The organism is Streptomyces sp. NPDC059524 (assembly GCF_042749255.1).
Classification (GTDB): domain Bacteria; phylum Actinomycetota; class Actinomycetes; order Streptomycetales; family Streptomycetaceae; genus Streptomyces; species Streptomyces xanthii.
Window position 1 is genome coordinate 1 of sequence record NZ_JBHYTK010000122.1, and the last position, 25,231, is coordinate 25,231.

Consider the following 25,231-nt stretch of genomic DNA (forward strand, 5'->3'; position numbering starts at 1 on the left):
GCCGGACCCCGGGTGGTGGGGTCCGGCCCTTCGCGCTGTGCGCCGGCTCAGCCCTGGTCGGAGGGGGACTGCCCCTGCTGCTCCTGCTGCGCGGCGATGGACTTGCGGACCTCGTCCATGTCCAGGTTGCGCGCCTGGCCGATCACGTCGTCCAGGGCCTCCTGCGGCAGCGCGCCCGGCTGGGCGAACACCGCGACCTGGTCGCGGACGATCATCAGGGTCGGGATCGACTGGATGCCGAACGCGGCGGCCAGCTCGGGCTGCGCCTCCGTGTCGACCTTGCCGAAGACCAGGTCGGGGTTGGCCTCGGCGGCCTTCTCGTAGACGGGGGCGAACTGCTTGCAGGGCCCGCACCAGGACGCCCAGAAGTCGATCAGCACGAATCCGTTCTCCGTGACCGTCTGATCGAAGTTCTCCTTGGTCAGCTCCACGGTGGTGCTGCTCATGGTGTTTCCCTCTTCCTGCTTCCTGGTTCGGGGGGCGAAGCCGTGGGGGCAATGCCGCTGTGCACAACGGTCCGCGTCGCGGACGTATTCCGCGCTCGTACCCATGTGGCCCGCGTGCACACCTGCCACCAGACTGGGCACCATGACGGAAGCCATCGCGTACGACGTTGTAGTACTGGGAGCCGGACCGGTCGGGGAGAACCTCGCCGACCGGGCGCGGGCCGGGGGCCTGAGCGTGGCGGTCGTGGAGAGCGAACTGGTCGGCGGCGAGTGCTCGTACTGGGCGTGCATGCCCAGCAAGGCGCTGCTGCGCCCGGTCATCGCCCGCGCCGACGCCCGCCGCGTGCCCGGCCTGCGCCAGGCCGTGCAGGGCCCCCTCGACGCCCAGGCCGTCCTGGACCACCGGGACTCCTACACCTCCCACTGGAAGGACGACGGCCAGGTCCGCTGGGTGGAGTCCATCGGCGCCGACCTGTACCGGGGCCACGGCCGCCTCGCCGGACCCCGCACGGTCACCGTCACCGCCGACGACGGCACGGTCACCACGCTCACCGCACGGCACGCCGTGACCGTCTGCACCGGCACGCGCGCCGCCCTCCCCGACCTGCCGGGCCTCGCCGAGGTCAAGCCGTGGACCAGCCGCGACGCGACCAGCTCCGGCACGGTCCCGGACCGGCTGATCGTGGTCGGCGGCGGCGTCGTGGCCACCGAGATGGCCACGGCCTGGCAGGCGCTGGGCTCGCGGGTCACGGTGCTGGTGCGCGGCGACGGGCTGCTGGGCCGCATGGAGCCGTTCGCGGGCGAACTGGTCGCGGACGCGCTGCGCGAGGCGGGCGCGGACATCCGTACGGGCGTCTCGGTGAAGGCCGTCGAACGCTCGGGCGGCATCGTCACGGCCACGCTCGACGACGGCTCGACCGTCGAGGCCGAGGAGATCCTCTTCGCGACCGGCCGCGCACCGCGCACGGACGACATCGGCCTGGAGACCGTCGGACTCGAACCGGGTTCCTGGCTGCCCGTCGACGACTCGCTCCGTGTCGAGGGCCACGACTGGCTGTACGCGGTCGGCGACTCCAACCACCGCGCGCTCCTCACCCACCAGGGCAAGTACCAGGCCCGCATCGCCGGCGCCGCGATCACCGCTCGCGCCCAGGGCGTCCCGCTCCTGGAGACCGACCGCTGGGGCGCGCACAGCGCCACCGCCGACCATGCCGCCGTCCCGCAGGTCGTCTTCACCGACCCCGAGGCGGCGAGCGCGGGCCTCACCCTCGCCGAGGCGGAGGCGGCGGGCCACCGCGTCCGCGCCGTCGACCAGGACATCGCGAACGTCGCCGGCGCGGGCCTCTACGCCGACGGCTACACGGGCAAGGCCCGCATGATCGTCGACCTCGACCGCGAGATCCTCCTCGGCGTCACCTTCGTCGGCCCCGGCGTGGGCGAACTGATCCACTCCGCGACGATCGCGATCGCGGGAGAGGTCCCCATCGACCGCCTGTGGCACGCGGTCCCGGCCTACCCGACGGTCAGCGAGGTCTGGCTGCGACTGCTGGAGGCGTATCGGGGCTGAGCGCATGGCTCGGGAAGGGGCACGAGAAAAGCGCTCGGTGAAGGCGTCACCCCTTTTTCTTCATATTCTCCGCACGATTCATACGAATTCCGTCGACCGGGCGGCGCGATGCACCGGGAATCAGTTCTCGGTGTAACGCTCACACGCCCGCAGAACGCAGAAGGAGAGAGAAACGGGGATGTGAATTCGGCTGGTGTGCGGCGTGCAGACCGGCGGCCCCGCGAACCAGGAAGGCCGGAAAGCGGAGATGGACTACTGCTCCTCATGCCGTCGGTACCTCAACGGTGCGCTGGTGTGCCCCGGGTGCGGCGCCTACGCCCCTGACATCGCGCCGCCCGCCGTCGCCAGCCGTATCGGCTCGGAGCCGGCGGTCGTGGATGCCGTCACGCATGCCGCGCCCGCGCCCGCCTCCGAGCCCGAGCACGTGCCGGTCGTTCGGCCCGGGCGTGCGGCGCGGCGTCGCCGTCTGGTCCAGTGGCGGAGGAACAAGCGGCGAGCCGCGGTCGCGAGCGCTGTCGCGCTTGTCGGGGGCGGGCTGACCATTGCCGCGATGGACGGGCACTCCGGCGGCCGGGTCCGGGCGGCCACCGCTCCGGAGAGGCCGGAGACAGGTGCCGAGCAGAAGCAGGAGCACGAGAAGAGCCCCGTCGCGTCGGCGTCGGAGTCTGCGGGGCGTCCCCAGCAGCCGGTGCCCGCCGTTTCCGCTTCTCGCCCGCCGATGTCCGGTCAGCCTCGGGAGCGGCCCGTATCGGCGGCGCCGCGTGCGGCGTCGACGGTCGCGCCGTCCGAGGCCACCGAGCCGGTCCGCCGTCGTCCGGCGGCGACGGAGACTCCTGAGGCGGGGAGCACGGGGCCGGCCGCCGGTGACGCGGCTCCCGAGCCGTCCGGCCCGGTGGAGGGGCAGCAGCAGGCGCCCACGACGGACGACGCGTCTCAGCCCGCGAACTCGCCCGTGGAGATCTGCCTTCTCGGGCTGTGCGTCGGCTGACCTCAGTCGCGGTCAGTCGCTCCTGAGTGGGCCGGTTCTAGGCGGTGCTCTTCATCCACGCCTTGAGCCGGGCCCACCGGCTCGACTGCGGCACACCCGGACGCGGGGCCTGCGCAGCCCCCGGCCTCGTCCGATCGCACGCGCACCGCTGCGCGCTCGGCACACCGGCGAGCACCTGCTCCACGTGGCCTCCGCAACCCTCGTAGGTCGCCTTCCGGCAGGACGGGCAGACCACTCGTCGGCACACGGTTTCTCTCTCCTCGCTTCGCGCTCTCGTTAACGACCAGTAATATCAACAGTTTGGTCACAGACCAATTCACTGTTTCCGTGCAATGGGCGCCCGTGTGTGCACGACCTTCACATCAGGGCTACTTCTGCGTGCGCGAAGGGCCACGAAATGGGGCGGCAGGCCCGATATTGCGTGACATCGCGCACCTGGTGAAGTCAAGGAGGCAAGGGCGTGTCCCGCATTTGCTCGCGATACCGAAACAGTGGTTCCATCACGCCCGGTCGAGGCAGGAACGCACTGCTCCGCACCGTGACAGGCCATCAACGCCCGTTCGACGCCGTCGACTTGGGCGTGGCAGGGCAAGAGACCGAGAACGGCAGCCGTCCCCATGGAGCGGGGGTGGTGTGCGCCGGTCAGAAGGGAGCAACGTGAGTTGCTCGCACGCCGCGGGATGCCCGCTTTTCCCCTTACTCCGGGCGAGTCTGCAGGGATGGCGCGACTACTACTGCGACAGCGAGGACCAATGGCTGGGCTGCGCCCGCTACCAGGTGTCCCTCACCGGTGAGCGCGTACCGATCAGCCTGCTGCCCAACGGGGCCCGCGCGCGGCACCTGGAGGAGATGGACGAGAGCGCGGACGGGGGCGCCGCCGATGGGCACGCGCGGGTACCCCGCCAGGGTGGCCCGCCGCCGCACGGTCCCCGGCCGCCGGTGAGCACGTACGGGTCCCAGCCGGCGCCAGCGTGGCCGGTGGAACCCGTGACCGCGGAACCGGAGGTGCCGGCCCGCTTCGGCCCCGCGTCATCGACGATCTCGGCGTCGGCCCACCGGCCGTCGACCTCGGAACGCGACCGTCCGCCCCGTCGGGACGGTCAGGGTTCCCGGGCCAAGCGCGGCGTGTGGGCCCGACTCGCCGAATGGATGGGAGGCCCCGCATGAGCGGCTACTGGCCGTGGTGGGCCGGCGCTGCCGGGCTCGCTCTGATCACCGTCAACTACGCCCTGACCACGGACCGTTCGTTCGGGGTCTCCTCGGCGTGGGATCGCGTCCTGCACTGGCGCCGGGAGCGCCGGCTCGAGCGCAGGGACGAGGAGTTCACCGACCGGCGGGAGCTCGCCGAGGCACTCGCCGCGGCGACGGCCGAGCACTTCGGGACCAACCCGGCCGCGCCGTCCGCCCCGTACGGGACCTGGCAGCCGGACCGACCGGACGCCGAGCCGACCGAGAGCGACGACACCGCGGCCCCCACCCCGGCCCCGCTCGTCACCCAGGCCGCCCTGCTGGTGTCGATCTTCATCGGCGGGCTGATCGCCGCGGTCACCTCCGGGCAGTTCCGTCTGCGCCTCGACATGGGCCCCGGATTCCGCGACGTCGTCACCGCGAACCCGGTCACCATGACCGTCCTGCTGTTCGTGGGAGGCGTGCTCGTCGGATTCGGAACGCGCCTTGCCGGTGGCTGCAGTTCGGGCCACGGGCTCAACGGCTGCGGGCGGCTGCGCCCGGTCAGCCTGGTCGCGACCGCCGTGTTCTTCGGCACCGCCGTCGCGGTCTCGTTCCTCCTGTGGAAGGTGGTCTGATGCGTACCCGCGGCGCGATTCTGCTCGCGAACATCATCACGGGGCTGGCGCTCGGCTACACCGTCTCCCGCATCGGCTTCGGCGACTACGCCGAGCTGAACCGCATGTTCACCTTCCAGGACCTGCGGATGTTCCTCACCTTCGCGGGGGCCGTCGGCATCATCGTGTGCGCGTTCGCGCTGCTCCGGATCCGGCGCACTCCTGGGCGCATCCACGCGGGGGTCGTCCCCGGAGCCGTGCTGTTCGGCACCGGCTGGGCGATCTCCGGCGGCTGCCCGGCCATCCCGATCATCCAGGTCGCCGGGGGCTACCTGCCCGCGCTGGTCACCGTCGTCGGCGTCGTCGTCGGCATCCGGCTGTGCCGCTGGGCCAACGCCCGCTACTTCCACCTGGACCGCGGATCCTGCGGCCTGTGAGCGGACCGGGCCGGTCCCGCACACCGTGAGGCCGGCCGAAGGGCCCGGTCCCCGCCGGGGCCGGGCCCTTCCCGCTACGCCACCCCGGAGCGGGAGCGTCCTGCGCCGATGCGTTGACTGAACATGATCATGAACAGGCCGATCAACAGCAGCGCGCTCCCCAGCAGCCCCAGCGCGCTGTCGGGCCGGGGAACGAGGCGCGTCAGGACGGCCATCTGCCAGCACAGAGCGACGGCGACGACCAGCTGACCCGCGCCGTAGAGGCGAGTTCGCAGCACCCGTCCCCGGTTCAGGGGCAGGACCCAGCCGCGCGCGAGGGCGGCCACGCCGGATGCGGCCATGAGCGCGGCGACCAGCATGCCGAAGACGGCGATGAACAGATGCACGGAACCCCTCCCGGTGCGCCCGGACCGGCTCGGTCCGGGCAGATCAGGGCGCGATCATGTCACGCCGTCGGGCACGGCGGGAGCGTTCGTGGAGCGGCGGACACCGGCGGCGCCCGGGCCCGTCACCTGGACCCGGCGTCCGCCGGACTCGGCTCTGACCTGGACCGCTGCCAACTCCCGTGCCGCCCGGCTGAGTACGCGTACTCAGGTGCCGCCCGCCGGACTCCTCCATGCTGAGGCCGAAAGCAAGACCGTCTCAGGGGGGACACACATGGAACACGCCCTGCAGGTGCGCACGGCCACGCCTGGCGACCTCGACTGGATCCACGAGCTGCGTCACCGCGTGTACGCGGAGGAACTCGGTCAGCATCCGGTGGACCCGTCGGGAAGACTGAGCGACGGGCTCGACGGTGACAACGTCTATCTCGTGGCCGCGCGCGGCGAGAGACGGATCGGCTTCGTCAGCCTCACCCCGCCGTGGGTCGGCCGCTACTCCCTCGACAAGTACCTGACGCGCGAGGAGCTGCCGGTCCTGACCGACGAGGCACCGTTCGAGATCCGGGTGCTGACCGTGGAGGAGCGGTGGCGGTCGACCGCGGCGGCCCCGCTGCTCATGTACGCGGCGCTGCGCTGGGCCGCCGCACGGGGCGGCCGCCGGGTGGTGGCGATGGGACGCACGGAGCTGCTCGACATGTATCTCGCCGCCGGGCTGTGCCCGATGGGACGCACCATCCGCTCGGGAGCCGTCTCGTTCGAGGTCCTGAGCGGGTCCGTGGCCGAGCTGACGAGGACGGTCGCGCAGCGCCACGGCCGGATCCTGGAGCGGCTGCGGACGGACCTCGACTGGCGGCTCGACATGCCCTTCGCACCGCGTGCGGACGGCTGCGAGCACGGCGGGGCGTTCTTCTCGGCGATCGGCACCGACTTCCGGACCCTGAACCGCCGTCACGAGGTGGTCGCCGCGGACGTGCTGGACGCCTGGTTCCCGCCCTCTCCGGCGGTCCGCGCCGTCCTGTCGGAGGACCCGGGGTGGTCGGCCCGGACCTCGCCGCCCACCGGCGCGGAGGGACTGCTCGCGGAGCTCGCCCGGGTCCGCGGGCTGCCGGTGGAGTCACTGGTCGTCGGGGCGGGCTCGTCCGATCTGATCTTCCGCGCGTTCGGCCGCTGGCTGACCCCGGCGAGCCGGGTGCTCCTCCTCGACCCGGGCTACGGGGAGTACGCCCATGTCACCGAGCGGGTGATCGGCTGCCAGGTCGACCGGCTCCAGCTGCGCCGGGAGGACGGCTGGCTGGTCGACCCGGCCCGGCTCGCCGCCGCGACCCGCGACGGACGGTACGACCTCGTGGTCGTCGTCAACCCGAACAACCCGACCGGCCGCCACGCCCCGGCCGACGCATTGCGCGCGGTGATCGAGGCCTCGCCCGACCGGACCCGCTGGTGGATCGACGAGGCCTACCTGGGCTACTTCGACCCGGCGGACTCGCTGGCCGGACTGGCCTCGGCCGACGCCCGGGTCGTCGTCTGCACCTCGCTGTCGAAGATGTACGCCCTGTCGGGGATGCGAGCCGCCTATCTGGTCGCCTGTCCGGAGACCGCCGGCGAGCTGCGCCGCTGGACGCCGCCGTGGCCCGTGAGCCTGCCGGCCCAGCTGGCCGCCGTGACGGCCCTGCGCGACCCCGGCCACTACGCGGAGCGCTGGGCCCGCACCCACGAGTTGCGCCGCCAACTGGCACACGACCTCGGCGAGTTGGACGGCTTCTCCGCGGTCGACGAGGGGGTGGCGAACTTCCTCACGGTGACCCTGCCGCCTCACGGGCCGAGCGCGGCGCAGCTGGTGCGGGAGTGCCGGCTGCACGACGTGTTCCTGCGCGACCTGTCGCCGATGTCCCCGGCGTACGAGGGGCGGACCGTCCGGATCGCCGTCCGCGACACGGCGGAGAACGCGCGGATCGTGGCGGCCTGCCGCAGCGCCCTGGACGCGCTGCGCGCATCGGCCGTCGTGGTGTCGGGCGCGTCGGGGACGGTCTCCCGGTGACGACGGTCGCCGGTCTCGTGCCCTACCTCGGCGGGGCCCTGGCGGCCGGAGGCGTCGCGGTGGCGGCGACCCGGCGCCGCGAACTGATGGTCCGCTGGTGCGTGTGGGCGCTCGGAGTGCCCCTGGTGACCGCCGCGTTCTGGCTCGGCCCGCCGGGGATCGCGGTGCTCGCGTCCGTGGTGGGCGTGATCGCGGTGGCGGAGTTCGGCGGGCTGCTGCGGCTCGGCCCGATCGACCGGGCGGTATTGGGCGCGGCGCTCGTCGCCCTCGTGGTCACCGCCTGGCTGGCCCCCGGGGAGGTGATCCGCGTGGCGGCCGCCGGGGCCTTGGCGATCGCCGGGGTGCCGCTGTTCTCGGGCGACGCGGAGCACGGGCTGCGCCGCCTGGGAGCGGGCCTGCTGGGGCTCGTGTGGCTGGGGGTCCTGGCCGGGCTCGTGTCCTCGGGCGCCGTCGGCCTCGTCCTGTTCGTGGCGGTGTCGATCGCCGACATCGTCGCCTATGCGGCGGGCCCCCGCTTCGGCGGACCCCGGCTCTCCCCGCTGTCGCCCGCCAAACGGTGGAGCGGCACGCTGGCCGGGGCCGCGGCCGGTCTGCTCACGCTGGCCGTGCTGTCCTGCCTGACGTGGCAGACGGCGGTGGCCGTCGCGGTCGGCGGCCCCCTCGGGGACCTGCTGGAGTCGATGGTCAAGCGGGGCGCGCGCGCCAAGGACGCCGGCCGGTGGCTGGCCGGCTCCGGCGGCATCCTCGACCGGATCGACTCCCTCCTCGTCGCCCTGGCGGTGCTGCTGGTGCTGGGCTGACCGACCGGGGGCCGGGGCCGGCCGTGCTGTCAGGCGGTCGGCTGCGGGGAGCGCAGGACGAGGAGGGTGATCTCGCTGGGGGCGAAGATGCGGAACGGCGGGCCCCAGAAGCCGGTGCCGCGGCTGGTGTAGAGGAGGGTCCGGTCGCCGTGGCGGCTGAGGCCGGCGAGGGCCGGCTGGTCGATGCGGACCAGGTGGTGGAAGGGCCAGATCTGCCCGCCGTGGGTGTGGCCGGACAGCTGGAGGTCGACGCCGCCGGCCGCGGCCTCGTCGACGAACTTGGGCTGGTGGGCCAGGAGCAGGACCGGGTGCTCGGGGTCGGCGCCGTCCAGCGCTCCGGCGAGGTGGGCGCGGTGGCCCGCCAGACCGGAGGACTCGGCGGTGACGTCGTCCACGCCCGCGACCACGAGGGTGTCACCGCCGCGCTCGAGGAGCAGATGGCGGTTGCGCAGCGGCTCCCAGCCCAGTTCGTCCATGAGGTCGACCCAGCCCTGGGCCTCGCTGTAGTACTCGTGGTTGCCGGTGACGTAGACCCGGGCACGGGTGGCCTTTACGGTGCCGAGCGGGGCGGCCTGGGCACGGCGCCGCTCGGCGGTGCCGTCCGCGATGTCGCCGGTGTGGCAGACCAGGTCGGCGTCCAGGGTGTTCACCGTGTCGCAGACCCGGGCCGACCAGCGGGCGCGGTCCAGGGGCCCGTAGTGCGTGTCGGTGATGAGGGCGACACGGGTGCCGTCCAGGCCGGCGCCCAGGCGCGGGAGTTCGATGTCGAGCCGGCGCACCCGTGGCACCCGGCGGGCCTCGGCGTATCCCCAGGCGAGGAGTACGGCGGCCGTGCCGAGGGTCGCCCAGGCGACGATCCGGGCCCGGTCCTGGCCGTCGCCGACACCGGCCACGGTCAGGGTGAGGCGCAGCAGGACGCCGAGCAGGACGGACCACGTGAACAGCGTCCAGCTCGTGCCCAGCAGAGTGTCCCCGACGATCGCCGCCCGGTCCTGTTGCCGCTTGCCGTGGCCGCGCACCATCGCGAGCGGCATGCCGGTCAGGCCGAGGGCGAACAGGACCGTTCCGGCCGCCGTGACGGGGACGGGCCAGCCCTGACCGGCGTACAGCAGGAGCCAGCAGGGCACGGTCCACAGCAGGACGGGCGCGATCAGCGGGAGCAGGCCCAGCAGGCGGCGCAGTCGTCTTTGCCGTGCCTCGCGCGCCGCGCTGTCGACGGAACGCTTCTCGTGGGTGTCGGTCACGCTTCCCCTCCTCGGGCAACCGGGCGACGGGGCTGCCGACGCGCACTGTATCCGGCGGCCGCCGGGGCGCGATTCCCGCCTGCCGTCGGAGCCCGGCTCCCGCCCGCCGTCACACCAGTGGTGTGATCACCGGCCGGCCGCCAGCCCGAGCGCGACGTCGACGATCATGTCCTCCTGCCCACCGACCAGCCCGCGCCGGCCGCACTCCATCAGGATGTCCCGGACGTCGACCTCGTGCCGCCGAGCGGCGGTCTCCGCGTGCCGCAGGAAGCTGGAGTAGACACCGGCGTACCCCAGCGTGAGGGTTTCGCGGTCGACCCGGACCGGGCGGTCCTGGAGCGGGCGGACGAGGTCGTCGGCCGCGTCCTGCAGCCGGAACAGGTCGCAGTGGTGCCGGAAGCCCGACAGGTCCGCGACGGCGACGAACGCCTCGATGGGGCAGTTGCCCGCGCCCGCGCCGTGCCCCGCGAGGGAGGCGTCGACGCGGTACGCGCCGTTCTCGACCGCGACGACGGAGTTCGCCACGGACAGGGAGAGGTTCTCGTGGGCGTGGATGCCGATCTCGGTCGCCGGGTCGAGGACGTCCCGGTAGGCGCGCACCCGGGCCGCGACGTCGTTCATCGTCAGCCGGCCGCCGGAGTCGGTGACGTAGACGCAGTGGGCGCCGTACGACTCCATCAACTTGGCCTGCCGCGCGAGCTGTTCGGGCTCGGCCATGTGGGACAGCATCAGGAACCCGGAGACGTCCATGCCCAACTCGCGGGCGGCCGCGATGTGCTGGGCGGAGACGTCGGCCTCGGTGCAGTGGGTGGCCACGCGCACCGAGCGGACGCCGAGGTCGTGGGCGCGCTTCAGTTCGTGGACGGTGCCCACGCCCGGCAGCAGCAGGGTGGTGAGGCGGGCGCGCTTCAGGACCGGGGCCGCGGCCTCGATCCACTCCCAGTCGGTGTGGGAGCCGGGGCCGTAGTTGAGGGAGCCGCCGGCGAGGCCGTCGCCGTGGGCGACCTCGATCGCGTCGACTCCGGCCTCCTCCAGGGCGACGACGATCCGGCGGACGTCTTCGGGCGAGATCCGGTGCCGTACGGCGTGCATGCCGTCGCGGAGGGTGACGTCCTGGACGAAGATCGGGGTGCTCACTGCGTGGCCTCCTTCGCGGCGATCTTCTCGGCCATCCGTACGGCGGCCGAGGTCATGATGTCGAGGTTCCCGGCATACGCGGGGAGGTACATGCCCGCGCCCTCGACCTTGAGGAAGACCGACACCTGATGGGTCGGCCGCCGGGTGACGCCGTCGGCGAGCAGCGTCTCGACGGGCTGGTCGGCGGGGATCTCGGTGATCTGGACGTCCTGCACCATCCGGTAGCCCGGGACGTACGCCGAGACCTCCGCGACCATCTTGCGTACCGACTCGGTGATCCGGGCCTTCGCGGTCTCGCCGTCCTGGCCCTCGGGCAGGGTGACCAGGGCGAAGACCGTGTCCCGCATCATCAGCGGCGGCTCGGCCGGGTTGAGGATGATGACGGCCTTGCCCCGCGCGGCGCCTCCGACCTGCACGATCGCGGCCGAAGTGGTCTCGGTGAACTCGTCGATGTTCGCCCGGGTGCCGGGGCCCGCCGACTTCGAGGCGATCGAGGCGACGATCTCCGCGTAGGCCACCGGGGCGACCCTGCTGATCGCGGCCACGACGGGGATCGTGGCCTGGCCGCCGCAGGTCACCATGTTGACGTTCGGCGCGTCCAGGTGCTCCTCCAGGTTGACCGCCGGGACGACGTACGGGCCGATCGCGGCCGGCGTCAGATCGATCACACGGATGCCCAGCGGGCGCAGCTTCGCCTCGTTGGCGCGGTGCGCACCGGCGGAGGTGGCGTCGAAGACGATGCCGATCTCGTCGATCCGCGGCGATCTCAGCAGCCCGTCCACGCCCTCGGCGGTCGTCTCGAACCCGAGCCGGGCGGCGCGCGCCAGGCCGTCGGACGCCGGGTCGATGCCGACCATGACGCCCATCTCGAGGTGCTGCGCGGTGCGCATGATCTTGATCATCAGGTCGGTGCCGATGTTGCCCGACCCGATGACGGCGACCTTCGTCTTGCTCATCATCGGTCCTTAAGCGGAAGCGGAGGCGGAGTCGGTGGAGAAGGCGACCGACACCGTGCCGAGGCCGGAGACGGTGGCGTGGACGACGCAACCCGGCGTCACGGGGCGCATCGGGCCGAGGGCGCCGGAGAGAACGACCTGGCCGGCGCGGAGCGGCTCGCCGAGTTCGCGCGCCTGGCGGGCGAGCCAGACGACGGCGTCGACCGGGTCGCCGAGGCAGGCGGCACCGGTGCCGGTGGAGACGGTCTCGCCGTCCACGGTCATGGTCATCTCCGCGGCGACGGGGTCGAAGCCGGCCAGCGGGACCTGCCGCGTGCCGAGGGCGTAGGCACCCGCCGACGCGTTGTCGGCGACCGTGTCCCCGAAGCTGATGTCCCAGTCGGCGACGCGGCTGCCGCAGATCTCGATCGCGGCGACGGCGTGGGTGATCGCCGCGCGCACCTGGGCGGCGTCCAGTGGACCCTCGGTGAGGTCGGCGCCGAGCACGAACGCGATCTCCGCCTCGATCCGGGGCTGGAGGACCGCGTCGATCGGTACGACCGAGCCGTCGGCGTACGCCATGTCGTCGAAGAGGACGCCGAAGTCGGGCTGGTCGACGCCGAGTTGCCGCTGCACGGCGGCGGAGGTCAGTCCGATCTTCCGGCCGGTGACCGTAGCGCCGGACGCGATCCGCTCGGTGGTGAGACGTTGCTGCACGGCGTAGGCGGCCTTCACGTCGTCGCGGCCGATGAGGTCGCGGACGGGGGAGACGGGGGTCGCGGTGGCGGCGGCCTCGCGGAGCCGGGCCGCGGCGGCGGCGATGCTGTCGTCGCCGACAGGGGGGTGGTTCTGGGGCATGACGTCCAATCTGCGGTAGGGGACGAAGGGGTTCCATCAAGGCGTTCCACTCAGCGGTACGCTCTTTTCATGGAGGACAGCGACACCGTCCTGGGCAAGGCACTGGGGATCCTGCGCGCGTTCGGCCCGGCCGATTCCGTACTGCCGCTCGCCGAACTCGTCCGGCGTACGGGACTGGCCAAGGGCACCGTGCACCGGGTCGCCGGCGATCTGGTGCACCACCGGCTCCTCGACAAGACCGCGCACGGCTACCGGCTGTCCGGCGGCCTCTTCGAGCTCGGCCTGCGCGCCGCCGCCGAACGCACTCTCCTCGAAGTCGCGATGCCGTTCCTCCAGGACGTGTACGAGCGGACCCACGAGACCGTGCACCTGGGGGTGCGCGAGGGGCACGAGGTCGTCTACGTCGCCAAGATCGGCGGACACCGCCAGGCGAAGGCACCCTCCCGTACGGGAGGGCGCATGCCGCTGCACTGCACGGCGATCGGCAAGGTGCTGCTCGCGTACGCGGGGGAGGAGGAGCGGGCCGCGGTGCTCACCGGGCTGCTCGAACGCCGCACGGCGCACACGGTGATCGCGCCGGGCCTGCTGAGCCGGCAGCTCGCGAACGTCCTGGAGACCGGTCTCGCCTACGAGCGCGAGGAGTCGACCCTGGGTCTGCTGTGCGTGGCGGCGCCGGTCCTGGCCGCCGACGGCGCGACCGCCCTCGCGGGCATCAGCGTCGCCGGCCCCGTCGGACGCTTCCGCCCCGAGTCGCACGCGAACGCGGTCCGCGCCGCGGCGACCGGTCTGGGGACGACCCTGGCCCGTCGCCGCCCCTGACCGCCGCCGGCCGGGCCGCCGGTGATCCGTCAGGCCGCCGGTTCCCCGACGGCCGCCGAGGACAGCGGGATCGGCGTGAACATCGCGGGTTCCTCGTCCGGCGTCAGCGCCGTCGGACCGTAGACCCAGTCCGTGAAGGAGTAGTCGTGGGTGTCCCGCGCCCGCATGATCGCGTTGCGCCGCAGCCGGGCATCCCCGTCGAGGTGCCACAACTCACCCCATGCCCGGGCGGTGGTCTGCACCCGTCGGCAGTGCTCGACCCGGACCGCCTCGTACGCGGCCAGCGCGCCGTCCCAGTCGGGCGCGGTCCCGGCCGGGGCGGCCTCGGCCAGGCGGGCGTAGTGCTCGGCGAGCACCCAGCCGTCCTCGATCGCCATGACGGCGCCCTGCGCCATGTACTGGAGCGGCGGGTGCGCGGCGTCGCCGAGGAGCGCGATCCGGCCGTGCACCCAGGTCTCGACGGGTTCACGGTCGAACATGCGCCACCAGCGGTCCCGCCACATCAGCGGGATGCCCTTGCGGACGGTGTCGCAGGTGTCCGCGAAGGCGGCGTCCAGCTCGTCGGGCGTGCCCCAGTCCTCGAGCCCGGCCAGGGCCTTCGGCGACTCGAACACGGCGACCTGGTTGAACATCTCGCCGCCGCGCAGCGCGTACTGGACGAAGTGGCAGCCCGGGCCGACGTACACGGTGACGTCGTGCTCGGCGACGCCGTTGTCCGCGACCCGCTCGATGGGGACGGCCGCTCGGTAGGCGACGTAGGAGGAGTTGACGACGTCGTCGCCGACCAGGTCGCGGCGGGCCACGGAGTGCAGTCCGTCGGCTGCGACGACGAGTGCGGCGGACTCGGTGCGGCCGTCCTCGAGACGGACCCGGGCGCCGTCCCCGGTGTTCTCGTAGCCGACGACCACCTGGTCGTTGAGCAGTTCGACACCGGCGCGCTCGCAGGCCCGCAGGAAGATGCCGTGCAGGTCGCTGCGGTGGATGACCATGTACGGGAAGCCGTAGCGACGTTCGAGGTCGCCCAGGTCGAGCCGGGTCAGCTCGCGGGCGTCGAGCGCGTCCCGCATCACCATGTGCTGCGGGACGACGCCCAGCGCCTGGGCCTCGTCGAGGAGACCGTACTCGGCCAGGATGCGCGTGCAGTTGGGGGCGATCTGCAGGCCGGCGCCGACCTCGCCGTACTCGGGGGCCTGTTCGAGGACACGGACCCGCAGGCCGTGGCGGGACAGGGCGTAGGCGGTGCTGAGGCCGCCGATGCCGCCGCCGACCACCAGGACGTCGGGCCGCCCGGCGGGCGTGGGTTCAGGGTTCATGGGCTGTTCCTTGCGTGTGCGGGGCGGACCCGGATCAGAGCCAGGCGGCAAGGGCCGGGGCGGGGGAGCCGTCGGCGGTGCGCAGTGTGACGTCGCGCCCGGTCAAGTAGGCCGTGATGTCCGGCAGTCCGGCGGTGATCTCGACGCTCTCGCCGTCGCCCGGCAGCTCCCAGGCGGCGTCGGCGGCCGGGGCGCGCAGGGTCACGGCCGGGCCCGGGGCGGCGGCACGTTTGGCGGCGACGTCGTCGCACAGCGCGGCGACGAAGCCGGCCGGCAGATCGGCGAAGGAGACGCCGGTCGCCAGGTCGACGGCGTGGACGCACACCTCGCGCGAGCGCATCCAGGGCAGTTCGGCGGCGGGGACGGTGCGGCCCTGGGCCGTGACGACCTCGTGCCGCCACTGCGCGTCGGTCAGCCGGTCCATCCGCGCCTCCAGGGAGTCTGCGGAGCGGCGCAGCCAGGCGGTCAGCTCGGCGGCAGGCAACGCCCGGCCGCGCTCGATCCCGGCGGCGCGCTCCTCGGGCGAGGCGTACATCGGGGTGGGTTCGCCCGTGGCGGCCCAGTGGACCAGGTTGGACAGGGCCTCGGCGTTCGCCGCCACGTGGGCGGCGACGTGGGCGCGGGTCCAGCCGGGCAGGGCGGTGGGCGCCGCGTACCCGGCGTCGTCGAGTCCGGCGACGGCGTCGGAGATCAGCTCGGCGCCGATCAGGGCCCAGCGGCGGGCGTCGTCGAAGGTCCGGGGGCGGTGCGTCATGCCACCACCTTGTTGGCGCAGGAGCCGAGACCGGTGATCTCGGTGACCACGTTCTGGCCGGGGACCAGGAAGACCTTGGGGTCGCGGGCGTTGCCGACACCGGCGGGGGTGCCGGTGGCGATGATGTCGCCCGGGCGCAGCGTGATGACCGTGGAGATGTACCGGACGAGGAAGACCGGGTCGAACAGGAGTGTGCCGGTGTCGTCCTGCTGCATGACCTGGCCGTCGACGACCGTCCTGACCGGGAGGGCGGGGCGCACGCCGCCGACCTCGTCCGGGGTGACGACGTAGGGGCCGACCGGGGTGGTCGCCTCCCAGATCTTGCCCTGGGTCCACTCGATGGTGCGGAACTGCCAGTCGCGCACCGAGATGTCGTTCATGACGGTGAAGCCGGCGATGGCGTCGGCGGCCTGCTGCTCGTCGGCGCGGCGCACCTTCTTGCCGATCACGATCGACAGCTCGACCTCCCAGTCGAGGGCGTCGGTCTCGTCCGGCTTGACGATGTCGTCGTGCGCGCCGATGAGGGTGTCGGCGAACTTGGGGAAGAGCGTCGGATGGGTCGGCAGGTCCCGGCCCATCTCCTTGATGTGGTTGGTGTAGTTGTGGCCGACGCAGACGACCTTGGAGGGGTTCGGGACGACGGGCGCGAAGTCCGCGCCCTCGACGGGGTAGGTGGGGCCGGTCGCGGCGGCGGCCGCGGTCCGCCAGTCGTCCTGGGCGAAGAGCTCGCCCAGGTCGGCGTACCCGAGGTCGACGTGGACCGTGCCGTCGAGGCGGACGGCCCGGGTGCCGGTCGCGGTGCGGAGGGTGGCGAGCTTCATGGTCAGGCGTCCTTCTGGGTGCGGTGGAGCCGGAGCGCCTCGAAGACGGGCGCGTCGGAGAAGCGGAAGAGGTCCAGGGCGCCCGAGTCGGAGTCCGACGGGCCGGCCTCGGAGCGGACGGAGAAGGGTTCCCAGGACGGGACGGCGAACAGGTCGCCGCGGCCGACCGTCCAGGACCTCTCTCCGACGGTCACCACGCCGGAGCCGTCGAAGACCTGGTAGACGGCGGACCCGGTCTCGCGCACCGGTGCGGTCCCGGCGCCTCGGGCGACCCGGTGGAACTCGGCGCGGAGGGTCGGCAGCACATCCGTGCCGTCGTGCGGGTTGGTGTAGCGGACCGCCGCGTGTCCCGGCTCGACGGTCCCCGCGAACCCCTCCTTCTCCAGAAGGAGTTGGTCGCGCAGCGCGGCGTCGGTGTGCTCCCACTTGTACGAGAGCAGCGGGCTGCCCGGCGTCGTCGGGGTTGCCGAGAGCGGGCGCAGGCCCGGGTGGGCCCACAGCCGCTCGGAGCGCGACCGCTCGGGCGTGGTCCGCTCGGCGTCGCCGATCTCGTCGCGGCCGAACTCGAAGAACTGGGCCTCGGTGGCGTACTGGAGAGGGATGTCCAGGCCGTCGATCCAGGCCATCGGCGCGGAGGTGGCGTTGTGGTGGGCGTGCCAGTTCCAGCCGGCCTGCGGGAGGAAGTCGCCGCGCCGCATCGGCACCGGGTCGCCGCCGACGACCGTCCAGACACCCGATCCCTCGACGACGAAGCGGAAGGCGTGCTGGGTGTGGCGGTGCTCGGGGGCGTCCTCGCCCGGCATCAGGTACTGGATCGCGGCCCACAGCGTCGGGGTGGCGAACGGGCGTCCGCCGAGGGCCGGGTTGGCGAGGGCGATGGCGCGGCGCTCACCGCCGCGGCCGACCGGGACGAGGTCGCCGGCCCGCGCCGCGAGCGCCCGGAGCCGGTCCCACCGCCACAGGTGCGGGACGGCGCGGGAGCGCGGGTGGGCCGGCATCAGGTCGCCGATCTCGGTCCACAGAGGGACGAGCAGCTCGTGCTCGAAGCCCCGGTAGAGCGCTTCGAGGTCCGGGGTGACCTCGGGCTGCCCCTCCGCGGCGACGGCCTTCAGCCGCACCGGGGAGCCCGAGGCGAGGTCGGGGGCGAGGTCAGGGGTGGGGTCCTGGGCCGCGTCGTGGGCCAGGTCGTGGGCCGGAGGAGAGTGTGTCACGGACTCAGCCTGCTCGGTTCTTCTCTGAGGAACAGGTAGATTCTGGAGAGCAGAACACGTTGGGCGAGAGTGGAACAGGTCACCTGGAGCACGTCATGGACAAACCGCTGAAGACCCCGCCGCCCTACCTCATCGCCAGCGTCGACCACGCCCTGCGGGCGGCGACCATCCTCCAGCTGGAGGGCAGCGCGAGTGTGTCGCAGATCGCCGAGCGTCTCGGCGTCGCACGGTCCACGGCCCACCGCGTCCTGGCGATGCTCGTCTACCGGGACTTCGCCGTGCAGGGCGAGGACCGCGGCTACCGCGCCGGCCCGGTCCTCGAACTCGCCTCGTACTCCCAGTCCGAGGTCTCCCGGCTGCGCGCCGCCGCCCTCCCGCATCTGCACCGGATCGTCGACCTCCTCGACGAGACCGCGAACCTGACGGTGCGGACCGGGGACACCGTGCGGTTCATCGCCAGCGTCGAGTGCGGGCAGGCCCTGCGCGTCGGCTCCCGGGAGGGCATGGTCTTCCCGGCCCACCGCACCACCGCCGGCCTGCTGCTGCTCGCCGAACTGTCCGACACGGAGCTGGCGGAGGTGTACGCCGCCGAGCGGTACGGGGACCGCCAGGCCGACCGCCCCGACCTCGACCGGCTGCGGGCGGAGCTGGAGCGGCTGCGGCGCAGCGGATTCGCCGTCAACCGGGGCCGGTCCGAGCGTGGCCTGGCCGCCGTCGGTGTGCCCGTGCGCGACCCGGACGGTGCCGCGCTGGCCGGCCTGTCGGTCTCCCTGCCCAGCGTGCGTTACGACCCGCACCGCCTGAGGTCCCTGGTCTCCACCCTGGAGGCGGCGGCGCGCGCCCTGGAGAAGGACCTGGCCGCGGATGGCTCCTGACCGGCTCCGGGGCATGGAGAAGGGCCCGTACGACACTGCCGGCGCGGCGGTGTCGTACAGGCCCTTGTCGACGCGTGGTCGTCAGTGGTTGGCGACGAAGTCGACGACCAGTCGGTTGAACTCGTCGGCGTGCTCGATCATCGCCCAGTGCCCGCAGTGGTTGAGGACCACGAGGCGGCTGTCCGGGATGTTCGCGAGGAGGAACAGCGAGGTCTCGTACGAGACGACGCGGTCGTCGCGGCCGTGGATCAGCAGGGTCGGCACCTGGATCGTGGGCAGCAGTTCGGGCTTGACCCACTTCGGCAGCGGGGCGCCCTGGGGCAGTCCGTCCACGTAGTTGCGCAGGTGCTCGGGGCGGGCCAGTGCCGCGTCCGAACGGGCCTCGCACAGCTCGGGGGTGGCGAACCGGTCCTTGTCGTAGACCATGATCTCGACGAGTCGGCGCATGTTCTCCGGGCTCGCGTCGCGGTAGGCCTCGATCAGGACCTTGAGACCCTCGGACGGGCCGCCGCCCGGGCCGAACAGGGTGGGGAGCCTGCCGACCGGCGGGCCCATGGTGACGAGGTGGGAGATCCGCTCGGGGTGCTCGGTGGCGAGGCGCAGCGAGGTCTGGCCGCCCATCGAGTTGCCGACGAAGGCCGCCTTGCCGATGCCGAGGGCGTCGAGGAACTGGACGGCGGCCTCGACGTGGTCGAGGCGGTCGACGGTGGCGGCGTCCGAGTCGCCCCAGCCCGGCATGTCGACCGCGTACACGTGGAAGTGCTCGGCGAGGGCCTCGATGTTGCCCGCGAAGTTGCTCCAGCCCGTGGCACCGGGGCCGCTGCCGTGCAGCAGGACGACCGGGTGGCCCGAGCCCGCCTCGTAGTAGCGGAGCTTCCAGTCGCGGGTCTGGACGGTGCGGGCGATGTCCTGGGGGTCGATGCTCATCAGTGGTTCTCTTCCATGGAGTTCGGGGCGGCGGCGAGCAGGTCGGCGACCACGCCCGGAGGGCGGTGGCCCCAGCTGTGCAGCCGGTCGAGCGTCTTCACCTCCCAGGTCTCGTCGTCGATGATCAGCCCGCCCCAGCCGTACTCGACGCTGAATCCGGACGGCGTGAAGACGTAGAAGCTGAACATGTGGTCGTTCGGGTGCATGCCGAGCGTCATCTCGAACGGCTGCTTGGCGTCCATGCACCGGTCGTAGGCCAGGCCCACGTCGCGGATGTCGTCGACCTCGACCATGAAGTGGTGGGTCTTCTTCGGTGACGGCATGTCCCCGAAGGCGACGGTGTGGTGGCGGCCGTTGCAGTGCAGGAAGATCAGGTCGGCGACGACGCCGGGGGCGAGCTCCTCGACCATGATGTCGCTGATCTTGAAGCCGAGCAGGTCGATGTAGAAGCCCAGGTAGGTCTCGCGGGGCACTCCGTGGGCCATCAGGACCTGGTGGCCCGCGCCGCCGGCGCCGGTCACGAAGCCGCCGAGCAGCGACGCCGACGCGAACGGGGTGGCGGCGTCGGCCAGTCCCTGGACCAGCTCGATCCGGTTGCCCATCGGGTCGGCGGTGACGAAGATCCGGTCCACCTTGCGGGCCGCGGCGAGCTCCGCGTCGCCCTCGGCGACCTCGGAACCGGCCGAGCGCAGCCGCGCGACGAGGGCGTCGAGCGCGGCCGCCCCCTCGACCTCGTAGCCGGTGGCAACCAGGTCGTCGGCGGGGCCCTCGGTGATCACCCAGCGGTGGGCCTTCTCGTCGGTACGCAGCGTGAAGCCACTGCCGGTCCGCTCGCCGAGCCGCATGCCGAGCAGGTCGACGCCGAAGCGCTCCCAGTCGGCGAGGCCGCTCACCTCGTAGACGACGTACGCGAGTTCTTTCACACCGGACAAGAGTCTTCTCCTTCAGACGGTGGGCACGGCGAGGCCGTGGGTGTCGGCGGCGGCGACGAAGCGGTCCGGGCGGACCGCGATCACGAGGGCGGCGTAGCGGCGCATCCAGGGCAGGAGGACCTCGTCCAGGTCGACGAGTTCGTACGGGCCCCGGGTGTGTGCGTCCTTCGGGCGCACCGCGCGGTAGTGGGCGCCGAGCGCGTCCCAGCCGGCCTTCTCGCGGGCCGTGAGCAGGGTCGCCGGGTCGACGTCGTCCCCGAGCAGCACGAAGTGGTGGCCGAGGTGTTCGTCGAGACGGGCCATCCGGCCGGTGGTGTCCCCGACGACCGGCTGCGGGACCATGCGGCCGATGACGCTGGCGTCGCCGGTCTCCCCGCGCATCCAGCCGCCCCCGAGGACCGGCGGGGCGGTCAGCGGCGGCTCGAACGGGGTGACCGTGTCCGCGGGCACCGCGTTCATGGCGGCCTGCTCCTCCGCCGAGACCTCCTGCTTGATCACCCTGCCGAGGCCGACCGCGAGGCCCGTGTAGAAGGCGGCGTTGGGGCGCCGCTCCGCCTCATAGGTGTCCAGCCAGCTCTCGGGCAGCTCGCCCTTGAGGACGCGGGCGAGCTTCCAGCCCAGGTCGTGGGCGTCGCGCATACCGGTCTGCATGCCGGCGCCGGCCCACGGCGGCATCAGGTGCGCCGCGTCACCGGCCAGGAACACCCGCCCCTTGCGGAACGTGTCGGCCATGCGGACGTGGTGCTGGTAGAAGGCGTGCTGGTGGATGTCGACGTCGTCCTCGGACGCACCGAGCGCCTTGAGCAGCGGCCAGAGTTCGGCGCTCGTCGGGTAGTCCGCCGGGGTCTCGTCGGGCTTGAGCGGGATCTCCCACCGGTGGTGGCCCGCGGACAGGGCGATGTCGACGACGGGGCGCTCCTTGTCGGACCAGAAGGTCAGGAAGTCGCGGTCGGGCCACCAGCGTTTGACGTGACAGTCGACGACCACCCAGGTCACGTCGTCCGTGTCGCCGAGCAGCTCGCAGCCGACGCGGCCGCGGGTGGCGCTGCTGCCGCCGTCGGAGCCGATCGCGTACCGGGCGCGCGTCGTGCGGGTGACGCCGTCGCACGTGGAGGTGACGGTGACACCGTCGGCGTCCTGCTCGACGCCCGTGACCTCGTCGCCGTAGTGGACGGTGACCAGGTCCGCGTACCGGTCCTGGACGGCCGCGCGCAGTTCGGCCTCCATCGTCGGCTGGTAGATGTTGTAGAAGCGCGGGGTGCGGCCGAGGGTGGACGGCGGATGCTCGATCCGCATGATCTCGGTGCGGTCGTAGGTCATCCAGCGCAGGGCCCGCTGTGGATCGATCACCTTCTCGATCCGCTCGTCGATGCCGAGGTCCTGGAAGATCCGCATCGTCCAGTCGTTGATCGTCACGGCACGGGCCCGGGGGTAGATGTCCCGGTCCCGTTCGAGAGCGATGGCGGAGATGCCGTGCCGGGCGAGGGTGAGTGCGGCGATCACACCGGTCGGGCCATACCCGACAATCGCGACATCCGCGTCGTAGTTCTTGGTCATGCGCTGGCTCCGTGGGTCAGGCTCGAACGCAGAGGGGAAGAAGTTTTGGACCGATCGGTCGGTACGTTTGTGAAGGTAGCAGCGCACCTCCGCGACACGTCAAGAGATTCCGGTCGGCGAATTTTTCGGCGCGGGTGACACCGGACCGCGCCGGCCGGGGCCGTACGGCCCGGTCCTGGCGGGGACGCGTGGACCGGCCTCGCCTACACTCCGGTGGGTGGAGAAGATCGAGCCGCCCGCGCCGGAGACACGAACCAACCGCCGCGGCCGCCGGTCACGGCAGGAGATCCTCGACGCCGCCGCCCGCGTGATGTCCGTGCGCGGCTACGCCGGGACGCCGATGTCGGTGCTCGTGAAAGAGACCGGCCTGCCCAAGAGCGCCTTCTACCACCACTTCGAGTCCAAGGCGGGGCTGCTGTCGGCGGTCATGGAGCAGGGGGCGCACTCGTTCTTCGCTGCCATGCGCGAAGCACACCGCAACCCGCCCACCGAGGGCAGCCCACGCGAACTGCTCCGCTGGTACCTGCGCCGGACGGGCGACGTCATGGAGAACGGCGAGGAGTTCCTCCGGCTCCTGCTCGTCCTGGTGATGAGCCGCGAGGCGGCGGAGGCGCCGGAGGCCCTGCAGACCGTGAACGCGGTCCGCGACGAGGGGCGCGCCTACATGGCGCACATGATCCGCTCGTCCTTCGCGAGCCTGGGCGAGGAGACCGCCGACACGATCGCGCGCGCCCTGGCCTCCTTCGGCATGGCCGGCTACGACGGCGCGTTCGTGGCCCTGCAGTCCGACGACGGGCAGCCGGTGTCGGTGTGGATGGACCAGCTGGCCGACTCCCTCGCGGCGCTCGGCGAGGCGATCGCCGCCGGAGCCTGACGGATCTTCCCGTCGTTCTGGTGAGCAGAACGGCGGCGGCCCCGGACGACGGCCCGGTGATACTCGTCGCCGACGAGGTATGTGCGCATTCCTCGTCATCGCTGGGTTCCCGGTGGCCGTCCGCGCCTCCGGAGCGATCCGGGGCGAGGCCTCGTACGCTGGCCGACACCGTCAGAGGGAGCGCTCATGAACACCGCACGGGACCTGCTGCTCATCTCCTTGGACCGGGAGCACGGTGTTCCCGCGGACCAGGGCGCCCTGTCGCTCGCTCTTGCCGGCGGGGAGCTCGTCGACCTCGTGCGCGCGGAGGCTGTCGCCGTGCGGGACGAGCGCCTCGTGCCGGGGCTCGCGCCCGCGCAGGACGACGAGCTGATGCGGCAGGCCGTGTCGTCGCTGGTGCGCGAGGAACCGTACGAGCTGGTCGACGACTGGCTGTGGCGTCGTGGAAACGGGCTGGCCAAGGAGTACGTGGCCGGGCTCCGGGCCGAGGGCCTGGTCACGAGGAAGCCGCACCGCTTCAGGCCCGGCCCGCCCGAGACCCTCGCGTCGGCGGCGCGCGAGGTCGCCGTCGCCCGCTGGGAGGCGGGTGAGCCGGTGCTCCAGGCCCTGGTCGCCGCGCTGCGGCAGGGGGACGAGTCGGCGGTCGACGCCTCGGGCCTGTCGGACCAGGTGGTGACGGTGCTGGCCGCGGTCGGCGGCGCCGAACTGGAACTGGAGGCGGAGCGGCAGCGCCGGTCCGTCGAGAACGCCGCGTTCGACAACATCTGGCGCGGCGCCTGAGCGGGAACCCCGCGCCCGGCGCCGCGCCGGGACCGGACTAGGCGTCCGCCACCCAGCTGCCGTGGAACCCCAGCGGTACCCGGCCGGGAAGGTGGATCCGGGCCAGCGGGTGCCCGCCGAAGTCCTGGGCCGAGAGGATCACCAGGTCGGTCGCGCCGCGGCCCGGATCGTTCACGTACGACAGGACGTAGCCGTCGTCCTCGTCCCGCGCCCCGCGCCGCGGGACGAACACCGGCTCGCTCACCGCCGCGCCGTCGGGGAAGCGGATCAGCTGCGTGCTGCCGCGCAGCATGTCGTGCTTGATCAGATGGTTGGTGAACTTCTCGTCGGGCGGCACCCCGTCGGCCGTCTCGTACGCGCGCCACATCTCGGCCGCGCTCGCGGTGTAGGCGTAGCGGTGCCGGTGCGCGACCAGGGATTCGTTGATGCGGGGGAACTCCTGCGGGCGGTCGTCGAGGCGACTGCTGCGGACCCGGCCCGCGCGCGGATCGATCGTCCAGCGGTCCAGCGTCGGGGACCCGGTCGCGCACGGCCCGCCCATGCCGCGCCCGGCGGCGTGGAACGGCGCGGGGAACCCGATGTACTCCATCACCACGGAGTCGCCGTGGTCGTAGGCGTTGAGCGTGTGCGAGTAGTACACGGGGTCGATCTCGAACCAGCGCGTGGTGCCACCGGCACGGGGCAACAGGCCGATGCGCATGGGGTGTTCGTCGTTCCACACATACGGCACGATCGCGCCCGCCTCCGCCGCGGCGGCGTCGAAGGTGATCGGCACGTCCACGATCACCACGTACTTCTCGGTGAGCGCGAAGTCGTGCATCATCGGCGCGTCCGCGACGGGAACCCGCGTGGTCCGTGCCACCCGGCCGGTCCGGTCGATCATGATGTGCCGCACGTGGTCCCAGGTGGGGTAGTACGCGATCGCGTGCAACTCGTCCGCCGCCGCGTCGTACTTGGTGTGCGCGGTGAACGCACCCTCGAGCGTGGAGCGGAAGTCGTACGGGCGCACCGTCCCCAGCTCCCCGTCCAGCTCGTACGGCAGGGGACCGCCTTCCTGCAGCGCCAGGACGCGGCCCTTGTACGGGATCACGTGGGTGTTGCACGCGAAGTCGTCCGGCGGCACCTGTCCCGGGTACCGCTCGCCCAGCTTCGACGTCACCTGGGAGGAGCGGACCCAGCGGTTGCGGTACCACTCGGCGCGCCCGTCGCGCAGCCGGACCCCGTGCACCATTCCGTCGCCGAGCATCCAGTGGTGGGCGCGGACGTCCTCCAGGCCCAGGGCGTTGGGGCCGTTGCGCAGGTAGCGGCCGTCGAGATCGCGGGGGATGCGGCCGGTCACCTCCAGGTCGAAGGCGGTCAACTCCTCGGTGACCGGAGCGAAGGCACCTTCCAGGAACGGCCTCGCCTCCCTCGTACCCCCGGCCATGTGGCTGCCCCGCGCTGCAGCCGTGAAGAAGCCGGTCCCGAGACCGCTCCCGACCGCGCCGCCCGCCGCGGCGACCGCCGCGCCCTTGAGGAGACCCCGCCGTGTGTGACTGGCCATTATGCTTCCCCGTCCCGTGGTCGATACCGGTCCCCGACGGCGGCACTCGTACCGACGGGAACAACCCTGACGGGAAGCAACGCTCCTCCTCCGCCGCCCGCGGCACAGTCGGCCCAGGGCCCGGGTGGGGGGGGGGGCGGGGCGCCAGCCCACCCCCGGCCGGTGCAGCGCGGAGGGGCCCACGGGGGGGGTTGCGCGCGCCGTGGGC

General features: G+C 72.7%; 24 protein-coding genes. 10 read left to right on the plus strand and 14 right to left on the minus strand.

Translation table 11 applies throughout. The annotated features are described in order from the left end of the window. Positions 1-47: 47 nt before the first annotated feature. On the minus strand, positions 48-446 hold the full coding sequence (gene trxA, locus ACFW9D_RS27970; RefSeq protein ID WP_384626204.1) for a thioredoxin: 399 nt from the start codon (positions 444-446) through the stop codon (positions 48-50). Positions 447-588: 142 nt separating this feature from the next. Between trxA and ACFW9D_RS27975 the strand changes: the two genes are divergently transcribed. The 4 genes from ACFW9D_RS27975 (at position 589) to ACFW9D_RS27990 (ending at position 5,222) form a co-directional block, all read left to right on the plus strand. Next, positions 589-2,013 (plus strand): dihydrolipoyl dehydrogenase family protein, encoded by a 1,425-nt coding sequence (locus ACFW9D_RS27975; RefSeq protein WP_384626207.1) that lies wholly within the window; start codon positions 589-591, stop codon positions 2,011-2,013. Positions 2,014-2,563: 550 nt separating this feature from the next. Further along, a complete protein-coding gene (locus ACFW9D_RS27980) occupies positions 2,564-3,001 on the plus strand; it encodes a hypothetical protein (protein WP_384626210.1) in 438 nt (145 codons plus the stop codon). A gap of 1,163 nt (positions 3,002-4,164) precedes the next feature. After that, entirely contained in the window at positions 4,165-4,806 is a 642-nt protein-coding gene (locus ACFW9D_RS27985; RefSeq protein ID WP_384626212.1) for a YeeE/YedE family protein, read from the plus strand. Next, positions 4,806-5,222 (plus strand): YeeE/YedE thiosulfate transporter family protein, encoded by a 417-nt coding sequence (locus ACFW9D_RS27990; RefSeq protein ID WP_384626215.1) that lies wholly within the window; start codon positions 4,806-4,808, stop codon positions 5,220-5,222. Before ACFW9D_RS27985 ends, ACFW9D_RS27990 begins: the two co-directional genes overlap by 1 nt. Before the next feature lie 74 nt (positions 5,223-5,296). Here the strand turns inward: ACFW9D_RS27990 and ACFW9D_RS27995 are convergent, their stop codons facing one another. Continuing rightward, positions 5,297-5,608, minus strand: a complete 312-nt coding sequence (locus ACFW9D_RS27995; protein WP_384626217.1) for a hypothetical protein — start codon at positions 5,606-5,608, stop codon at positions 5,297-5,299. A 271-nt stretch (positions 5,609-5,879) separates the two neighbouring features. Between ACFW9D_RS27995 and ACFW9D_RS28000 the strand changes: the two genes are divergently transcribed. Both ACFW9D_RS28000 and ACFW9D_RS28005 read left to right on the plus strand, forming a co-directional pair. Further along, positions 5,880-7,643 (plus strand): aminotransferase class I/II-fold pyridoxal phosphate-dependent enzyme, encoded by a 1,764-nt coding sequence (locus tag ACFW9D_RS28000; protein WP_384626219.1) that lies wholly within the window; start codon positions 5,880-5,882, stop codon positions 7,641-7,643. Further along, on the plus strand, positions 7,640-8,443 hold the full coding sequence (locus tag ACFW9D_RS28005) for a phosphatidate cytidylyltransferase (protein ID WP_384626221.1): 804 nt from the start codon (positions 7,640-7,642) through the stop codon (positions 8,441-8,443). Before ACFW9D_RS28000 ends, ACFW9D_RS28005 begins: the two co-directional genes overlap by 4 nt. Positions 8,444-8,472: 29 nt before the next feature. Here the strand turns inward: ACFW9D_RS28005 and ACFW9D_RS28010 are convergent, their stop codons facing one another. The 4 genes from ACFW9D_RS28010 to ACFW9D_RS28025 all read right to left on the minus strand — a co-directional run bounded on the left by ACFW9D_RS28010 (position 8,473) and on the right by ACFW9D_RS28025 (position 12,617). Next, positions 8,473-9,687, minus strand: coding sequence for a metallophosphoesterase (locus ACFW9D_RS28010; RefSeq protein WP_384626224.1), 1,215 nt, complete (start codon positions 9,685-9,687; stop codon positions 8,473-8,475). Between the two features lie 126 nt (positions 9,688-9,813). Beyond that, positions 9,814-10,824: a 4-hydroxy-2-oxovalerate aldolase gene (gene dmpG / locus ACFW9D_RS28015; RefSeq protein ID WP_384626227.1), complete on the minus strand. Its 1,011-nt coding sequence runs from the start codon at positions 10,822-10,824 to the stop codon at positions 9,814-9,816. After that, positions 10,821-11,780 carry an acetaldehyde dehydrogenase (acetylating) gene (locus tag ACFW9D_RS28020; RefSeq protein WP_384626230.1) on the minus strand — a complete coding sequence of 320 codons (960 nt, stop codon included), beginning with the start codon at positions 11,778-11,780 and terminating at the stop codon, positions 10,821-10,823. Before ACFW9D_RS28020 ends, dmpG begins: the two co-directional genes overlap by 4 nt. Positions 11,781-11,789: 9 nt before the next feature. Then, positions 11,790-12,617, minus strand: a complete 828-nt coding sequence (locus tag ACFW9D_RS28025) for a 2-keto-4-pentenoate hydratase (protein ID WP_384626232.1) — start codon at positions 12,615-12,617, stop codon at positions 11,790-11,792. A gap of 69 nt (positions 12,618-12,686) precedes the next feature. Here ACFW9D_RS28025 and ACFW9D_RS28030 point away from each other — a divergent pair, with 69 nt between their 5' ends. Continuing rightward, on the plus strand, positions 12,687-13,436 hold the full coding sequence (locus ACFW9D_RS28030) for an IclR family transcriptional regulator (protein ID WP_384626235.1): 750 nt from the start codon (positions 12,687-12,689) through the stop codon (positions 13,434-13,436). 29 nt (positions 13,437-13,465) lie between these two features. Here the strand turns inward: ACFW9D_RS28030 and ACFW9D_RS28035 are convergent, their stop codons facing one another. Genes ACFW9D_RS28035 through ACFW9D_RS28050 form a run of 4 tightly spaced genes read right to left on the minus strand, consistent with a single transcriptional unit; the run spans position 13,466 to position 17,508 of the window. Next, positions 13,466-14,749: an FAD-dependent oxidoreductase gene (locus ACFW9D_RS28035; protein ID WP_384626238.1), complete on the minus strand. Its 1,284-nt coding sequence runs from the start codon at positions 14,747-14,749 to the stop codon at positions 13,466-13,468. Positions 14,750-14,783: 34 nt separating this feature from the next. Further along, the gene (locus tag ACFW9D_RS28040) at positions 14,784-15,503 is read right to left on the minus strand and encodes a maleylpyruvate isomerase family mycothiol-dependent enzyme (RefSeq protein ID WP_384626241.1); all 720 of its coding nucleotides are present in this window, start codon (positions 15,501-15,503) and stop codon (positions 14,784-14,786) included. Beyond that, complete coding sequence (locus tag ACFW9D_RS28045) at positions 15,500-16,324, minus strand: fumarylacetoacetate hydrolase family protein (RefSeq protein WP_384626244.1); 825 nt, start codon at positions 16,322-16,324, stop codon at positions 15,500-15,502. The genes ACFW9D_RS28040 and ACFW9D_RS28045 overlap by 4 nt, the downstream gene beginning before the upstream one ends. Positions 16,325-16,326: 2 nt before the next feature. Next, a complete protein-coding gene (locus ACFW9D_RS28050) occupies positions 16,327-17,508 on the minus strand; it encodes a cupin domain-containing protein (protein ID WP_384626264.1) in 1,182 nt (393 codons plus the stop codon). A 122-nt stretch (positions 17,509-17,630) separates the two neighbouring features. On the opposite strand from ACFW9D_RS28050, the gene ACFW9D_RS28055 reads away from it, so the two are divergent. Then, positions 17,631-18,410, plus strand: a complete 780-nt coding sequence (locus tag ACFW9D_RS28055; protein WP_384626248.1) for an IclR family transcriptional regulator — start codon at positions 17,631-17,633, stop codon at positions 18,408-18,410. A gap of 81 nt (positions 18,411-18,491) precedes the next feature. On the opposite strand, the gene ACFW9D_RS28060 is transcribed toward ACFW9D_RS28055, so the two are convergent. Genes ACFW9D_RS28060 through ACFW9D_RS28070 form a run of 3 tightly spaced genes read right to left on the minus strand, consistent with a single transcriptional unit; the run spans position 18,492 to position 21,826 of the window. Next, complete coding sequence (locus ACFW9D_RS28060; RefSeq protein WP_384626251.1) at positions 18,492-19,337, minus strand: alpha/beta fold hydrolase; 846 nt, start codon at positions 19,335-19,337, stop codon at positions 18,492-18,494. Beyond that, complete coding sequence (locus ACFW9D_RS28065) at positions 19,337-20,260, minus strand: VOC family protein (RefSeq protein ID WP_384626267.1); 924 nt, start codon at positions 20,258-20,260, stop codon at positions 19,337-19,339. The genes ACFW9D_RS28060 and ACFW9D_RS28065 overlap by 1 nt, the downstream gene beginning before the upstream one ends. Positions 20,261-20,281: 21 nt before the next feature. Then, the gene (locus tag ACFW9D_RS28070; RefSeq protein ID WP_384626253.1) at positions 20,282-21,826 is read right to left on the minus strand and encodes an FAD-dependent monooxygenase; all 1,545 of its coding nucleotides are present in this window, start codon (positions 21,824-21,826) and stop codon (positions 20,282-20,284) included. Positions 21,827-22,043: 217 nt separating this feature from the next. Between ACFW9D_RS28070 and ACFW9D_RS28075 the strand changes: the two genes are divergently transcribed. Both ACFW9D_RS28075 and ACFW9D_RS28080 read left to right on the plus strand, forming a co-directional pair. Beyond that, positions 22,044-22,700, plus strand: a complete 657-nt coding sequence (locus ACFW9D_RS28075) for a TetR/AcrR family transcriptional regulator (protein WP_384626255.1) — start codon at positions 22,044-22,046, stop codon at positions 22,698-22,700. A 186-nt stretch (positions 22,701-22,886) separates the two neighbouring features. After that, on the plus strand, positions 22,887-23,480 hold the full coding sequence (locus tag ACFW9D_RS28080; protein ID WP_384626258.1) for a GPP34 family phosphoprotein: 594 nt from the start codon (positions 22,887-22,889) through the stop codon (positions 23,478-23,480). A 37-nt stretch (positions 23,481-23,517) separates the two neighbouring features. On the opposite strand, the gene ACFW9D_RS28085 is transcribed toward ACFW9D_RS28080, so the two are convergent. After that, positions 23,518-25,023 (minus strand): carotenoid oxygenase family protein, encoded by a 1,506-nt coding sequence (locus ACFW9D_RS28085; RefSeq protein ID WP_384626261.1) that lies wholly within the window; start codon positions 25,021-25,023, stop codon positions 23,518-23,520. Positions 25,024-25,231: the final 208 nt, after the last annotated feature.

Bases quoted from the DNA above. Each gene is read 5' to 3' on its own strand.
- trxA (WP_384626204.1), bottom strand. From the start codon at position 446: ATGAGCAGCACCACCGTGGAGCTGACCAAGGAGAACTTCGATCAGACG.
- ACFW9D_RS27975 (WP_384626207.1), top strand. From the start codon at position 589: ATGACGGAAGCCATCGCGTACGACGTTGTAGTACTGGGAGCCGGACCG.
- ACFW9D_RS27980 (WP_384626210.1), top strand. From the start codon at position 2,564: ATGGACGGGCACTCCGGCGGCCGGGTCCGGGCGGCCACCGCTCCGGAG.
- ACFW9D_RS27985 (WP_384626212.1), top strand. From the start codon at position 4,165: ATGAGCGGCTACTGGCCGTGGTGGGCCGGCGCTGCCGGGCTCGCTCTG.
- ACFW9D_RS27990 (WP_384626215.1), top strand. From the start codon at position 4,806: ATGCGTACCCGCGGCGCGATTCTGCTCGCGAACATCATCACGGGGCTG.
- ACFW9D_RS28000 (WP_384626219.1), top strand. From the start codon at position 5,880: ATGGAACACGCCCTGCAGGTGCGCACGGCCACGCCTGGCGACCTCGAC.
- ACFW9D_RS28020 (WP_384626230.1), bottom strand. From the start codon at position 11,780: ATGAGCAAGACGAAGGTCGCCGTCATCGGGTCGGGCAACATCGGCACC.
- ACFW9D_RS28025 (WP_384626232.1), bottom strand. From the start codon at position 12,617: ATGCCCCAGAACCACCCCCCTGTCGGCGACGACAGCATCGCCGCCGCC.
- ACFW9D_RS28030 (WP_384626235.1), top strand. From the start codon at position 12,687: ATGGAGGACAGCGACACCGTCCTGGGCAAGGCACTGGGGATCCTGCGC.
- ACFW9D_RS28035 (WP_384626238.1), bottom strand. From the start codon at position 14,749: ATGAACCCTGAACCCACGCCCGCCGGGCGGCCCGACGTCCTGGTGGTC.
- ACFW9D_RS28040 (WP_384626241.1), bottom strand. From the start codon at position 15,503: ATGACGCACCGCCCCCGGACCTTCGACGACGCCCGCCGCTGGGCCCTG.
- ACFW9D_RS28045 (WP_384626244.1), bottom strand. From the start codon at position 16,324: ATGAAGCTCGCCACCCTCCGCACCGCGACCGGCACCCGGGCCGTCCGC.
- ACFW9D_RS28055 (WP_384626248.1), top strand. From the start codon at position 17,631: ATGGACAAACCGCTGAAGACCCCGCCGCCCTACCTCATCGCCAGCGTC.
- ACFW9D_RS28060 (WP_384626251.1), bottom strand. From the start codon at position 19,337: ATGAGCATCGACCCCCAGGACATCGCCCGCACCGTCCAGACCCGCGAC.
- ACFW9D_RS28070 (WP_384626253.1), bottom strand. From the start codon at position 21,826: ATGACCAAGAACTACGACGCGGATGTCGCGATTGTCGGGTATGGCCCG.
- ACFW9D_RS28080 (WP_384626258.1), top strand. From the start codon at position 22,887: ATGAACACCGCACGGGACCTGCTGCTCATCTCCTTGGACCGGGAGCAC.
- ACFW9D_RS28085 (WP_384626261.1), bottom strand. From the start codon at position 25,023: ATGGCCAGTCACACACGGCGGGGTCTCCTCAAGGGCGCGGCGGTCGCC.